The organism is Pirellulales bacterium (assembly GCA_019636345.1).
Taxonomy (GTDB): Bacteria; Planctomycetota; Planctomycetia; order Pirellulales; family Lacipirellulaceae.
In genome coordinates this window covers 517,983-532,127 of record JAHBXQ010000001.1, presented here as the reverse complement: position 1 = coordinate 532,127, position 14,145 = coordinate 517,983, and the positions used below count along the sequence as shown (strand labels likewise).

The window sequence follows — 14,145 nt, the reverse complement described above, 5'->3', positions numbered from 1 at the left end:
TCGGCCGCCGAGTCTGCGCAGCGATTGATCGTTATCGCAAGACCGCCGGCGCCGGGCCGTAGACTTCGCCCCCCGTCGAGGAACCGACGTACGGCCTTGCCGCCGGGACCGCGACGGGAACGCCCTGCCAAGGCGATCCCGCCTCAGGCAAGCCGGTCTCCGAATTCGCCTCGCCCGACGAGGCGAAGCGCACCCCGGTTCCGGAGGGATGTTTCCGCAGGTCGTCGAGGTGCTCGAGCAAGACGCGGCGGACTTCCAGGATGCTTTGCGGGTGTCGGTGGACGCTTTGGTGATCCGCCGGCACCACGATCTGCGAAGCGGCTGATTCCACTTCGCCGCTGACCAGCGAGACCACCCCGTCTCCTTCGCCGGCGATCCACATCGAAACCTTGTTGGTCAGTCCGTCGCGAGGCGCCTGGCCCACCACGTTGTGGTATCGCACCCACGGTCCCGGATCGGCCGCCAACAGCACGGGCAGAATCGGCGACGAGGGAGAGAGCGAATCGATGCTCGTGTTGATCTTAAGCGCCGACTCGTTGCGGAAGTAGCCCGGATTGCGGGCGAACAGTTCGTTCCGTCCCTGCAGCATCTGCGCGGGGATCCGGATCAGCTTCTGGCTCAGCCAGCGAGTCAGATCGTTCGAAAACTCGCTGCCGCGGTGGGGCGTGCCGATCGTGACGACCCGCCGCACGCTCGGATTGGGATCAAAGAAAAACGCATTGGCCAGCTCTTTGCGTTGCGCCTCCTCGGCCTGCAACTCGGCGAACGGCTTCTCGCTGACCGTCTTCCAGAACGCATCGCGGCTGTCGACCGTTTGCAGCTTCGAGACAAGCCCTCCCATGCTGTGGCCCACCAGCACCATCTGGTCGAGCGCCGGCTCCCGTCTGGCGGGGTCGAGCGTTTGCCGCATGACCGCCAGATCCTCGCGCATTCTGCCCGCGCTGTACCAGAACGGCTGACCCGTCGGGTACAGGTAAAACCAGAACTGGTAGTAATCCCGCAAGTACGGATCGCTCCGCAGATCGTTGAACATCTCCATCCAGGTCACCGGGCTCGACCACAGCCCGTGGACCATCACGACCGGGATCTTGTCGGGACGATACGGCTCGAGCATGTACAGCCCGGTGAGCTGCGCCACTTTTTCCGGCTTGAGCAGCCCCAGGGTCGACACCCGGTCGTCGTCGAGCGCCGGCTGGCTGAGGAAGTGGGCCAACGGCGTGCTCAAGTCGGTTTCGAGCGGCACCTTCGCTTCCGCCACGGCCACCGACGTCGCTTCGAGCGGATCGTACAGTTCCAGCACGGCCCGCGTCACCGGCTGCGGCAGCTTGGTCGTCGCCGTCGCCGCAAGGGAAGGCCCCTGGACCGGAGGACGTTCGCGCAACGCGTCCGACTCGATCCGCAGGAACGCCGTCACCGGGAACGACAAGTCGGGCGGGTAGAACGCTTCGTCCGGGTCGGCGCCCTCGTGGTGCCGACGCACCGCGATCAGCGGCACCCCCAAACCGAAATTGTGATAGTGGTTCCGCAGGCCGTGGACTTCGTAGTCGCTGACGAATTCGATGTGGTCGATGTCGTCCGCATGCCACCCGTTGCTGCGCAGCACGACTTCGATCTGGCAGTCGCCGTCGGCGGCATGCAGCATGTGCGTCGTTCCCGGGCTCAGCTTGCCGCCCGCGCGAACAATGCGCAACGTCCCCTCAAGCGCACCGTTATACAGATCGCACGCCCGGCGAAACTGCGGATCGTACGGGTTGCTCGTCGCCGCGTAGCCGTCGGCGAACAGATAGCGATAGGCGTGCAGCACCGAGGCCCCGTACAGTTTGAGCGCCTCGTCGGTCTTCATCGCCGTTTCGGCCTTCTTGGCCCCGACGTACGCCAGCTCGGCCTGGGCGTAGGCGTGTTCGCGATTCGGCTCGCGACGATCGATCGCCTCGATCTCAGCCAACAGTGCGGCGCGGTCTCCCTGCAGTCGACCGACCATGTCGTACCGACGCAACAACTGCATCGTCCGCTCGGTCGGCTTCGGCCCTTGACGCGTCACGAGCCCCAAGGTGTCGGTGAGCGGATTGCGCGGGGTCGTCCGCAGCGAGACCCACCGATTTGACGAGGTGCTGCACCCCCCCAGCGTCGCAGCCAAACACGCCGCCGCCAGCGCATGCAACACGACGCCCCGCAAGTGCGGGCCACGTGCGCAACTTGTCCTGCATCCCTGCATGACGAGCCTGTCAACGGCCGAGAATGTTCGCAACCCCGCGGGCGTCGTGACCCCGGGCGCGAGGGCCGAGAGAGTAGGGCGCCGCGGCAAACCGCGTCAACGCCGCCGGCGCGTGCTAGCGAATGCGAGCGGGCGAAACGCCAGTCACGGCCTCACGGCCAGCGGCAACTAGCCCGCAAGCGACAAAAAAAGAGCCGAATGCGCCCGCCTCGGACGACGCATGCTGCCTCGTGCATACGTCAAATCCGCGGCGAGCGCACTCGGCCCTGCTTCCATCGGCAATCGCGTCGCGCCGGTTACGCCACCGTATGCGAGGAAACGGAAAGCCCGAGATCGCCATGACCGAGAACGACCGGCGAACTCGCCGTCTCTTCGTCGTCCGGGACTGCCTGTTCGCCCTCGAACGACGTGGCGGCCTCGAACAGCTCGCCGCGAAGGATTCGCATGTCTCGGGGCGCCTCGACGGCTATCGTCACCCGATTGCCGGCGACTCGACGAACCTCCACGACAATGCCGTTGCCGACGTGAATTCGTTCACCAACTTTACGACTGAGTACGAGCATCCTACTGGTCCTCTCGGGAAAAGAGTTCAAGGCAGGCGGTCCAGCCTGACTCGCTCAAGCGGCTTGCCCCTTAGTGATATGTCCTCTAACCGCACTCGGCGTGCCAAGTCTCTGCAGAACTGGCTGAGATCAATCACAAACAGCGCAACCATTTGCTGCAAATGGACTTACATTCACATCAGCCCGACTGATCAGCCACCGTCCCAAGGGGCTGAGAAGCCTGAATCCGTCCCAACCCGGGACGAATGTCCCGATATGAGACAGGAATCGAGCCCTCGGGCGCCAGGAGCCTTTGCACTAGACGATCGCGTCCCCTCGACCCGGAACCGCACGTCGACCGATTGCTAAACCCGGGGGGCTGCCATTAGGGTAGCTGACCCCGGTCCGACGAGACGAACTCCCCCAGCTCGCCGTCGCCCCGCCGCTATGCCAGCGAGAAACCGATGCCCGAACATCACCCCTACGCCCCCGATTTGGCCGCTTGCCGGCGGCGCCAGCAACGACTGCTGGCCGAGATGGAACGACACGGCTGGAGCCGTGTTCTGCTGACTCGCGGAGAATCGATCCAGTGGCTCACCGGAGTCCATCTCGGGCCGCTGTGGACTCCTTGCGCGGCGCTCGACGCCGATGGCCGGCTGACGTTGGCCCTTCCCGATCGCAAACTGGGAACCCCGGCCGCCGCGGACGAAACGGCAGGCTACGCGGCCAAGCGGTTCTCCACCTTCCGCGACGACCAGGCGGCCGCCAGCGCCGCCGCGCTCGTGGCGGCGCTTCAGCCGACGACCGGGACGACCGCGGGTGAGTGGTCTCACTGGCGCCCGGCGCTGCAAGCGGCCGCCGCGAGCCCCGTCGTTGACGCCGAACCGACGCTGTTCGCCCTCCGCCGCCGCAAGGACGCCGACGAACTGCGAATGATGCGCCGGGCCAACGAGGCGAACGCCGCGATGTACGCCCGCGCCCGGCAAATCATCCGCCCCGGGCTGTCGGAGCTGGACCTGTACTGCGAGCTTCACACGGTCGCCGTGACGACGCTCGGAGAACCGCTGACCTACCTGGGGCAAGACTTCCAAAGCTGCTCCCGCGGAGGTCCCCCGCGCGACCGGCTGGCCCAAGCCGGCGAGCTGTGGATCCTCGATTTGGGGGTCGGCTTCCGCGGCTACTACAGCGACAACGCCCGCACAATTGCCGTCGGGGGTGATCCCACGCCCGAGCAACTGCGGGCCTGGAAGGCCGTGCAGGAGCTCTTCGCCTGGATCGAATCGACCGTCCGCCCCGGCGTCAGTTGCCGCGAGCTGCACCTCGACGCCCAGCAGCGGCTCGATCTGCAATCCCCCTGGGCGTTCAACCACCATTTGGGGCACGGCGTCGGCCTCGCCCCGCACGAAGGGCCCCATCTCAACCCCGAATGGGACGACCATTTCGCTGTCGGCGATTTCTTCACCGCCGAGCCGGGACTCTATCATCGCGACCTGCGCACGGGCCTGCGACTCGAACAAAACTACGTCGTTACCGACTCGGGGGTCGAGTTGCTGACTCCCTGGCCGCTCGAGCTAGCCTGAACGGCGTCAGGTACGGCCAGGTTCGCGCCCGGGGACAATTCGACGCCAAACGCCCCTGGCGAGCTCGCTAGCGAGACGCCCGACTCGGCATTGACCGGTCCGGGACGCTCGGTACACTCCCGCCCCGATTCGCCCCGTCCGACATCGATCGGACCGGTGCGCACCGTAGTGCCAGGGACGTGCGACCATGACTGCCGGCTTCACCGATATCCACTGCCACCTGCTGCCGGGCGTCGACGACGGCGCCGCCGATCTTGCCGCGTCGCTGGCCATGGCCGGCTTGGCCGTCGCCGACGGGACCCGCACGATCGTCGTCACGCCTCACCAACTCGGCAACTTCGCCCACAACCACGGCGACGACATTCGCCGCTGGACCGGCGAACTGCAAGCCGCACTGGACGACGCCGGCCTCGCACTCGAAATCCTCCCCGGCGCCGACGTGCGGATCGACGATGGCATGGTGCACAAGCTCCTGTCAGGCGAAGTCCTCACCCTCGGCGATCACGGTCGCCATGTCCTGTTGGAACTGCCGCACGAAACGTACCTGCCGCTCGAAGGCCTGCTCGCCGAACTCAAACGCCACGGCATCACCGGCATCCTCTCGCATCCCGAACGCAATCGCGGCTTGCTCAACGAGCCCGAACTGCTCCCCGATCTGGTCGAGGCCGGCTGTCTCATGCAGGTGACCGCCGGCAGCCTCGTCGGCACGTTCGGCGCCGACAGCCAACGCCTCAGCGAGTGGATGTTGCGACAGGGTCTGATCCACGTCCTGGCGAGCGACGGGCACAGCCCCCGTTCCCGCCGCCCGCTGCTGCGACGCTCGTTCGACCGCGCCGCCGAAATCGTCGGCCGCGACGTCGCCGAGACGATCTGCTCAATCAATCCGGCGCTCGTGGCCGCGGGACGAGACGTCTCCGCGGGCCGACTGCAGCCGGCCCGCCGCATGACCTCCGCCGCTCCTCGCGGATGGCGCAGCTTGTTCTCCTCGCGACGAAAGGCCGCCTGATGCATCGCTACACGCGGCGTGAACTGCTCGGCGTCGGCGTGGGCCTCGCCGCGGCCTGCGGGTGGCGCATCGCCGCAGCCGCTGCGCCCGCATGGGTCGATCGCCGCGCCTACGGACCCTTCCAAGTCGCCGCCGCGTTTCCCCTGGCAAGCCTCGACGCCGAACTGGCCGGCCTCGGCAGCCTGCAGGCCGAGCTCCAGCGCACCTTGGCCGTGGCCCCGGCGCAGCAAACGATCGACGTCTACCTTGCGGCCGACGAACGCTCGCACCGCGAGTTGCTGCGCACCCAGTTCCCGCGCGTCCCCTACCGCCGCGCCCTGTACGTCCAGTCGGGAGGCCGCGGGGCGGTCTACGCATTTCAGCACCGCGAACTGCCGGTCGACCTGCGGCACGAATGCACGCATGCGCTGCTCCATGCCGATCTGGCGATGGTCCCGCTGTGGCTCGACGAGGGACTGGCCGAGTACTTCGAGGTCCCCGCCTCGGACCGCGCATTTCGCCACGAGCATCTCCGCACGCTCCGCTGGAATTTGCGGCTGGGAATGATGCAGACCGTCGCGTCGCTCGAGTCGCGCCACACGCTCGCCGACATGGGCGCCGCGGAGTACCGGTTCGCCTGGGCGTGGGTTCACTTCATGCTGCACGGACCGGTGGCGGCGCACCGCACGCTTGTGGCGTTCCTGGCGGACGTCCGGCGCGGCAACCCTCCCGGGCAACTCTCGACGCGACTCGCCGCCGCGATCCCAAGCGTCGACGAGCAACTCGTCCGGCACTTCAAACACTGGCGCGCCGCATAACGTATGCCCGCAACCACGAGCGCCGACTACGTCGGTCGAATGCTCGCACTGACTTCAGCCTCTTCCAGCGGTACAGGCAACTCGTCGCAGACCGCAAAGTTGGCGCAGATTCGTGATTGTGGTGAAGATCAAGCGCGACGCGAGCCGATACCCCAGCTAGCGGTGCAATATCGTCGGCATTCGTCGGCAAGCGCTGTGTTACGAACCGCCTCTCGCACGGCAACAGGACGCTGTGCGACGACTCGTAAACCACCGAGACCGGGAGTGAATGGCATGATGCTTCGACGACTCCAATCCGCTGCGGCCACGGCCGCATGTTTCTGCATGCTGGCGGCGCCGGCGCTGGCCGCGCCTCCGGCTCCGCAACGTCTCGCCCCGACCGACGTCGCGCTCCGCGACGGCGGCGTGCTGGTCGGCCAACTGGTCGACGGCCAAGGCGCCCCGCTGCCCTCCGCCATGATTTCGATCCAATCGCAAGGCCGTCCGGTCGCGGAAGCCAAGACCAACGACCAGGGCGAATTCGCCGTCAACGGCCTCAAGGGGGGCGTCTACGAGATCGCCGCCCCCGGCCATCAGGGAGCCTACCGCGTCTGGGCCCCTCGGACCGCTCCGCCGGCCGCCTCGAACGGCGTGCTGCTGGTGTCCGACGCCGACGTCGTGCGCGGCGCCAATCCGTTCAGCGCCGTCGGCGGCTGGATGGTGAAGCATCCGCTGATGACCGCGGGCATCGTCGCCGCCGCCATCGCGATTCCGATCGCCCTGGACGACGACGATCCGTCCAGCTGATCCGCCTCTCCAACGTCTGAGTTCACTCCGCAAGCCGCGCTCGACCGATGAGCGCGGCTTGCGGCTTTAGCGACCGGCGCCGCGCTCGCTGGCAAGCGCCGAACTTGTTCGCGGTTCGCCGAGGCGAACCGACCTTTTCCCACGAGCACTTCATTGCTACAGTCCCTCGCGGCGCTCATGCGCCGCTGGCTTCGCCGCGTTCCCGCCGGTTCGCGCCGATACGTTCGTCCAACCACGGGGGGCGACAGGAAACACGCCATGACCAAGAACTCTCGATTCTCGCGTGCGGCCGCCATCGCGGCCGTCGCAGCGATGACGCTGCAGCCTGCGACCGTGGTCGCCCAGACGCCCGTCGAACGGCAAGCCGCTCCGGCGAAAGTCGCGCCGCCCCCGGCGCCCCGCGTCGTCGACGTCAAGCTCGACGCCCGCGGCGCCTTGGCCGGCGTCGTCACGACTCCGCAAGGGGTCCCCGTGGCCGGCCAGACGGTCGTCGTCGCCGACGCCAAGCCGGTCGTCGGCGCCACCACCGATCAGCAGGGTCGCTTCCGGATTGAAGGAGTCCGCGGCGGCGTCCATCAGGTGCAGGTTGGCGGTCAGGTGCAAATGTGTCGCGCCTGGACCCCAGCCGCCGCACCTCCCAGTGCCGCGCCGCAACTGTTGGTCGTCGAGAACGCGGATCTCGCCCTCGCTCAAAACTGCGGCAGCCCGGTGGCGGCCGGCATGGCCGGCTGCAAGGAAGCCCTCGCCAATCCGCTGGTCGTCGGCGGGCTGATCGCCGCGGCGATCGCAATCCCCATCGCCATCCACAACTCGCGCGACGACGATCCGTCGAGTTGATCTCTCGCTCGGCAGCCAGACTCAACACGCCCCGCAGGCCGCGGACGCCCAGTCGTCCGCGGCCTGCGAGCGTTTGGCGACGGAAACCTATCGGCGTCGGCGGTCATTCGCGTGATACGCGGGCCCTTCTTGCCCGACTGGCGCCTTGCGACCCGCGCACCGCCCGGGCCATAATCAGCCCTTTTCCGCACTTCCCCCCTCCCTGCCAGAAGCCTCGCACCATGTCGCTTGTCGTCGTCGGATCGGTCGCCATCGACCATGTCGAAACCCCCACGGAGCGCCGCAACGACCTGCTGGGAGGCTCGGCGACTCACTTTTCCGTGGCCGCCAGTTTCTTCACCTCCGTGCGGCTCGTGGGGGTCGTCGGCGCCGACTGGCCCGAGGAGCATACCCAGATGCTCGCCGACCGCGGCATCGACACCAGCGGGCTGCACGTCGTCGCGGGGGGCAAGACCTTCACCTGGACCGGCCGCTACCTCCCCAACATGAACGACCGCGAGACGCTCGACGTCCAGTTGAACGTCTTCGGCGAATTCGACCCCGTGCTCCCCGAAAGTTACCGCCGCGCGAAGTACGTCTTCCTCGCCAACGGCGTGCCGGGAGTGCAGATGAAGGTCCTCGACCAGGTCCCGGGCCGCCGGCTGGCCGTCGCCGACACAATGGACCTGTGGATCAACACCCAACGCTCCGACCTCGACCGCCTGCTGGGACAACTCGACGGGCTGGTGCTCAACGACGGCGAGGCGAAGCTGTTGACCGGGACCGAGAACCTCGTCGCCGCCGGCAAGGCCGTGCAGGCGATGGGCCCCAAGTTCGTCATCATCAAGAAGGGCGAGCACGGAGCCATGTTCTTCGGCGAGCATGAGACGTACGTCATGCCCGCGTTCCCCACCCCCGACGTCATCGACCCCACCGGCGCCGGCGACAGCTTCGCGGGGGGCATGATGGGCTACCTCGCCGAGCAAGACGCCTTCGACGCCGAAACGCTCAAAACGGCGATGGCCTACGGCGTGATCGTCGCCAGCTTCAACGTCGAAGACTTCGGCCTCGAGCGAATGCACGACATCACCCGCGAAGACATCGACAAGCGGATGACCGCGTTCCGCAAGATGCTGAGCTTCTAAACGCGCGCAGCCAGCGCCTCAAGCCGCAGCCCGGCAATTCCAGGGGCGTCGCCAAACCCCGAGCCGCGCGGCGTCAGCCCGCGGAGCGCCCCGCTCGCCAAAGTGGCCCAAAACTGCGCCTCGCAATCGCCCGTCGCGCTTGCGATAATCCCGCTGTTCGACGACGGACCATCGGCGCGTCTCCGCGGCGAGCCGGCGTCGGCGGCGAGACGCTCTGGAATTCAACCGTCGGCGCGCGTGCCGGCGGTCCCCGGGCAGAGCCGAACGCCGCCGTCGCCGCAGCATCGCAAACGCGGCGCGGCGAACCGTCGAAACGCCAAGCCACGTGCTGACGTCACTTCCGCGTTCCCGCGGCAATACGCTCCAGACGACCGGCCGGGCACGAATGTTGGGATCCCAACTGTTTTTCGAGATCACCGCATGACTCGCCCGCAACGTGCCGGCTCGCCCCCGGCTGCCGGCGACTGCTACGCGATCCACCCCAGTTTCCGACAGGCCCCGTAGATCATGTAGATCCCCGCCAGCACGATGAACACGCCGAACGCCAGCCGCAGGTGCGGGCCCTTCAACTGGTTGGCGCCGTAAGCGCCGACCCAACTCCCCGCGAAGACCCCGGCGGCGATGATCGCAGCGGCGCGCAGGTCGACGTTCCCCCGGCGGTAGAACTCGAGCGTCGCCGCCAGCCCGATCGGCGGCAACAGCACGGCAAGGCTCGTGCCCGTGGCCCTGTGCTGCGAGAACTCGAAGAAATAGATCAGCGCGGGAACGATGATCAGCCCCCCGCCGATCCCGAACATCCCCGACGCGACCCCGGCCAGCAGCCCCAGCAGGGCTAGTCCCCATCCGCTTGTCATCTCGGCTCCTCCCCGCTCGAACGGAAAGGGGGTATTGTGAGACGAGACCGAACTTCTCGCAATGCGAGCGACCGACGAAGCGCCTCCTTGATCCCCGCGAGATCGCAAAACAGCGCAAAGAAAAAACCCGCAGCCGCACGGGGCGACTGCGAGTCTTGGCGTCGATCAAAGCTTGCGTGTCGGACTGAGCTATCTTGGGGACGAGCCGGCACGACGCCGACGGACGTAACCCGCCCCGGCGGCGATGCACGCGACGCTGCCGAAAAGCATCGCTGACGCCTCGGGAACGGCAACCAAGGGATTCGTCAGGACCTCGCCGGAGGCAAAGAAGATATTGTCAATCCACAACTCGGACCCGGCCCCGCCGGCAGACATAAAACCAATCGCATTGAGATCTTGGTTGATCCCCATTCCGGGTTCGCCCGTATTTCGCCAAATCGCGTTGGTCGCCACCAGCGACGGTGCGTTCGTGCCCGAAGAGTAGTACAAATCGTAGGTCGGGGCCGTCGCATTGTTGTCGACGACGACCCACACGTTGTACCACTCGTTGGCGTTCATCGGCGCCCACCAGGGCGTCGTCGGGGCCTGAGCGTTGATGAAGGGAGTTGACGCGGCGTTGTTCACAAACGGCATGACGTTGAAGTCCCGCCAAGCGTCGGCCGTGTCAATGCGAGCAACGCTCGGCGAGAGACCCATCATGAAGTCATAGCCGCCGCCCGTACTCGTCGCCCGGACTTGCCAAAAAAGGGTTTGAATCTCTCCCACGAGCACAGCGGCGCCAGAACCGGTGAGATTGCGCTCGGCTCCCCGCCACGCCGCGCCGCCGTAGGTCGCCAGCGATTTGCCTTGATCCGTATTGATGACGTGCGAGTTGTTCGTACCGACGAATTCCGCGCTCCAGACGCCGCCTGTCGCGTCAGTCGTCCTAGTTTGCACCGAGTTGTCGTAGCCGTCGAAATTGTCCAATAGCGTCCACAAGGTCGCCGAAGCGGGCGTAGTCGCCCAGCCCACGAGCGCCACGGCCGCCAAGCCTGCCCAAGAGAGTCTCGTCATTGGTGCCTCCTGCCTCGAGCGCCTGGCGCCCAAGGAAGATACCGAGGGTGTGAAAAGTGAATGAGAAAAGTTCGCGGGACCGCAACTCAGCAGCCGAATTCCCGCGCCGCTCCGAAACTGCCGCAGCGGCGACCGTCACGAGTGGCTGACAAGTGATCCTGTCCGATGCAGCCGCCGCCGGGCCTCCATCCGGCTCAACTCTAACTACCCGATCGCCCGTTGCAAGCTCCCGGACGTTCGTTGCAATGAAATTGCGGGGATTCAAAACATCTGGTGCGCAACATCAAAAAACGGCGGCTAAAGAGCCGCTCCCGGAGCCAAGCCGGAAGACCGGGCCGACAGGCCATTGCGGACCGCAGCGCGGAATCCGCCGAGTTGGTTCAGCCATTTTTCCCGGCTGGTCCGCAAGGGAACGGCATTGCTCGGAGGAGGAGATTACTGACACGATCGAGCGAGACGCTCGTGTGTCCCCGCTCGCCTAGCGGAGTCCTCATCGGCCTGACTACGACCCGACTTGCCTGTGCCGAGTCGCTCTCCCCCTGTCGGCGACCGCCAGCGGCGTTACTCTGAATGCAGTTCGCACCCGGAATCAGCCCGCCCTCAATCGCCCCCATGTCCAAGACCCGCACCTTCATTGCCGTCGCCGCCGTCGACGCGGTCCATGCCGCGGCGGTCCTGGCGATCGAGCGTCTCGCTTCGGCCGCCGAGAACGTCAAGTGGGTCGAGCCGGACAATCTCCACTGGACGCTGAAGTTCCTCGGCGATCTGGACGACCAGGAGATGGCGACCGTCTGCCTGCGCGTCGCGCGGGCCGTGGCCGACGTGCCGGCGTTCACGCTCGAAGCCCGCGGCGTCGGGGCGTTCCCGTCGATCCAGCGGCCGCGCACATTGTGGCTCGGGGCGGGGGAGGGGAGCGAGCGGATGTGCAAACTCCAGGGTGTCGTCGAGCAAGCGATCGCTTCGATGGGCTTTCACAACGAGAACCGCCAATTCGTCCCGCACCTCACCCTCGGCCGCGCCAGCCGAGGCGGCAACCCCGGGCCGGTGCTCAGCGACCGTCTTGCCAAGCTGGCCGACGATCCTGGCGGCACGATGGGAGTCGACGAGGTGATCGTCTACGCCAGCGAACTCTCCCGCGACGGCCCGCGCTACCACGTGCTCGCCACCGCGCCCTTGGGCGACTGACCGGAGAACTCCTGGTGCACTCCCGCTACGGGCGCGTGAGACGTTCCTGATCCACAAACGTTCGCAGTTCCGGCAACTGCTGCTGCAACTCGCCCAGCACCAGGGCCGCCAGACGTCGCGCCCCGGTCGGGTTGAAGTGCGTCCGATCCCCGGGGACCTGCAACGCGTCGCTCGTCGCGGCGCCCAGGTTGTTGAACAGATCGGTCGACAACCGAGCCAAGTCGACCAGCGGGCACTCCGCCTCGGCCGCCACGGCCCGCGCGGCCTCGGCGTACGCGGCGTTCGCATCCGCGGCAATCCGCCCCGACTCGTCGAAGTGGCGTCGCGCCGGCGGCGTCAACAGCACGGGCGTCGCCCCCGCCGCACGAGCCTCGTCGACGTACCGCCGCAGGTTCGCGCGAAAGTCGCCCCCTTCGGCCGGATCGGTCTCGCGCTCAGGCCCCTTGCCGGGATTGTCGTTGTGACCGAACTGAATCAGGACGAGGTCCGGGTTCGAGCGACGCGCCGTGTCCCACAGTCCCTCGGCGCGAAAGCTCTTTGAGCTGCGCCCGTTCTTGGCTCCGTTGACGACCGTGACGCGCTCGTCGACGAACCGCCGCAGCCCCCAGCCCCATCCTTGCAGGGGACTGTTCTCGGCGTAGTCGGCGACCGTCGAGTCGCCCACCGTCAGCAGCGTGAGCGATTTCAGCGGCCCCCCCGGCGGCAGGTCTTGCTCCGTAACGTATCGCATGGCGAGCGTCGCCGTCGCGCCGTACGCCGCGTCGGCAGCGGCCGGTACGAAGCGATGCGGAGGCGACCCCTCGGCGCCGCCGACGAACGTCGCCCGCCGCGTCCCGCTCCCTCGGGCATACTCGGCCCGCGAACCGTCGCCCCGCGCAATCGCGGCCCCGGCCAGCCCCGCGACCGGTTCGCTGAACTGCACCACAATCTCCCCGCCGTCGGCGACTTCGACGCTCTCGACCCCCGGCGCCGCGTCTCTCTCGGGATCCCAGCGACCGTCGAAGGTCCACGCAGCGGTGATCTCCGCGGGCGTCGGCGCCCCCGCGGCGGCCTGCAAGTTGTCGGCATGCCAGGCGAAGTCGCCCCCCTCGCGATGACAGTTGAAGTAATACCGTCGGTCGAACAGCGGGTGCATCGCCTCGGGAAACGTCTGCAGATCGACGACCGTGCCGATCGGCTTGTCGGCCATCGATTCGCTGAACGTGCAATCGAGCAAGTAGAATTGCGACGGATAGTGGTTCCGACCCAACCACCAATCCTGCACCCCCGTGAATTGGCAGTTCCGCAGCACGTACTTCATCCGCGGATCCATATGCCCGTCGTGCCACAACGCGGCCGTGCGATCGACCTCCTCGAACTGCGAATCGCGCACGAAGCACCACCCGCGCGGGCAGACGAAATCGACCCGCCCCTGAAACGAGCAATTGCGGTGGTAATACATGCCGAACGACGTGTTCCACAGCGACACCGTATCTCCCCCCACCCCGAGCACGTTGCAGTTGTCCAGAATCAACCGATTAGGCTGTCCGTAGATCGAGAAGGCGTGTTCGCCGCTCGGCTGGGTGTTGGTGATCGAGAGATTCTCCAGCACGCAATCGTCGCCGAACAAATTCACGACCCCGGGGCCGAGCCGATCGGGGCGTCGGTCGTATTCGGACCGGGGATAACTGAACTCGATCCGCACCCCGTCGCGACTCGCGCCGCGCAGCGTGACGCGATTCTGATCGAGCCGGAACCGTTCGTTGTAAACGCCGTCGGGGATCTCGATGACGACGCGCTCGCGGTTGTCGGCCGGGACCGAGTCGATCGCCTGTTGGATCGACCCGACGACCTTCACGACCCGCGGAGCCGCCGGGCATTCCCGCGTCAACGCCGAACACGAACACACGCACGCCAACGCCGCAGTCGACAATCGCATAAACGTCGCCTAAAAAAAGACAAGCGGCTCAACGCCGCGGAGAGAAGCCAAGTCAGGGAAGCGACGATCGCCGCCTCCGCCCCTGCGATTTTAATGAGACCAACGGTCCCCGCCGACCCTCCCCAAGGGTGCGTCTGCGTCGATCCCGGGCGAAATTCCGCAAGCGCGCGAGCCGGGACCTCTGCGTCCCTGCCCCCCGACGCGAGTCCTGTCAGCGCCGGAGGAACTTCGAGATCGCATGGTTCTCG

Annotated in this window: 12 protein-coding genes; 7 read left to right on the top strand and 5 right to left on the bottom strand. The window is 66.8% G+C overall.

Annotated features, from left to right (window positions below; genetic code table 11):
• Positions 1-31: 31 nt before the first annotated feature.
• On the bottom strand, positions 32-2,164 hold the full coding sequence (locus tag KF688_02000) for an alpha/beta fold hydrolase (protein MBX3424428.1): 2,133 nt from the start codon (positions 2,162-2,164) through the stop codon (positions 32-34).
• Positions 2,165-2,511: 347 nt separating this feature from the next.
• Positions 2,512-2,778 carry a carbon storage regulator gene (locus KF688_01995; protein MBX3424427.1) on the bottom strand — a complete coding sequence of 89 codons (267 nt, stop codon included), beginning with the start codon at positions 2,776-2,778 and terminating at the stop codon, positions 2,512-2,514.
• A 443-nt stretch (positions 2,779-3,221) separates the two neighbouring features.
• On the opposite strand from KF688_01995, the gene KF688_01990 reads away from it, so the two are divergent.
• From KF688_01990 to KF688_01965, 6 genes are all read left to right on the top strand, one after another.
• Positions 3,222-4,337 (top strand): aminopeptidase P family protein, encoded by a 1,116-nt coding sequence (locus KF688_01990; protein MBX3424426.1) that lies wholly within the window; start codon positions 3,222-3,224, stop codon positions 4,335-4,337.
• Positions 4,338-4,524: 187 nt separating this feature from the next.
• On the top strand, positions 4,525-5,343 hold the full coding sequence (locus KF688_01985; GenBank protein MBX3424425.1) for a hypothetical protein: 819 nt from the start codon (positions 4,525-4,527) through the stop codon (positions 5,341-5,343).
• Complete coding sequence (locus tag KF688_01980) at positions 5,343-6,140, top strand: hypothetical protein (protein ID MBX3424424.1); 798 nt, start codon at positions 5,343-5,345, stop codon at positions 6,138-6,140. Before KF688_01985 ends, KF688_01980 begins: the two co-directional genes overlap by 1 nt.
• Positions 6,141-6,413: 273 nt before the next feature.
• The gene (locus KF688_01975; protein MBX3424423.1) at positions 6,414-6,926 is read left to right on the top strand and encodes a carboxypeptidase regulatory-like domain-containing protein; all 513 of its coding nucleotides are present in this window, start codon (positions 6,414-6,416) and stop codon (positions 6,924-6,926) included.
• A 258-nt stretch (positions 6,927-7,184) separates the two neighbouring features.
• Entirely contained in the window at positions 7,185-7,763 is a 579-nt protein-coding gene (locus tag KF688_01970; protein ID MBX3424422.1) for a carboxypeptidase regulatory-like domain-containing protein, read from the top strand.
• A 221-nt stretch (positions 7,764-7,984) separates the two neighbouring features.
• Positions 7,985-8,887, top strand: coding sequence for a sugar kinase (locus KF688_01965; protein MBX3424421.1), 903 nt, complete (start codon positions 7,985-7,987; stop codon positions 8,885-8,887).
• Positions 8,888-9,354: 467 nt separating this feature from the next.
• Here KF688_01965 and KF688_01960 read toward each other — a convergent pair whose 3' ends face one another.
• Together KF688_01960 and KF688_01955 are read right to left on the bottom strand one after the other, a co-directional pair.
• Entirely contained in the window at positions 9,355-9,741 is a 387-nt protein-coding gene (locus KF688_01960) for a sulfite exporter TauE/SafE family protein (GenBank protein ID MBX3424420.1), read from the bottom strand.
• Positions 9,742-9,930: 189 nt separating this feature from the next.
• Positions 9,931-10,794 (bottom strand): hypothetical protein, encoded by an 864-nt coding sequence (locus KF688_01955; protein MBX3424419.1) that lies wholly within the window; start codon positions 10,792-10,794, stop codon positions 9,931-9,933.
• A 612-nt stretch (positions 10,795-11,406) separates the two neighbouring features.
• Between KF688_01955 and thpR the strand changes: the two genes are divergently transcribed.
• Complete coding sequence (gene thpR, locus KF688_01950) at positions 11,407-11,979, top strand: RNA 2',3'-cyclic phosphodiesterase (protein ID MBX3424418.1); 573 nt, start codon at positions 11,407-11,409, stop codon at positions 11,977-11,979.
• 25 nt (positions 11,980-12,004) lie between these two features.
• Here thpR and KF688_01945 read toward each other — a convergent pair whose 3' ends face one another.
• On the bottom strand, positions 12,005-13,897 hold the full coding sequence (locus KF688_01945) for a hypothetical protein (protein MBX3424417.1): 1,893 nt from the start codon (positions 13,895-13,897) through the stop codon (positions 12,005-12,007).
• Positions 13,898-14,145 lie beyond the last annotated feature (248 nt).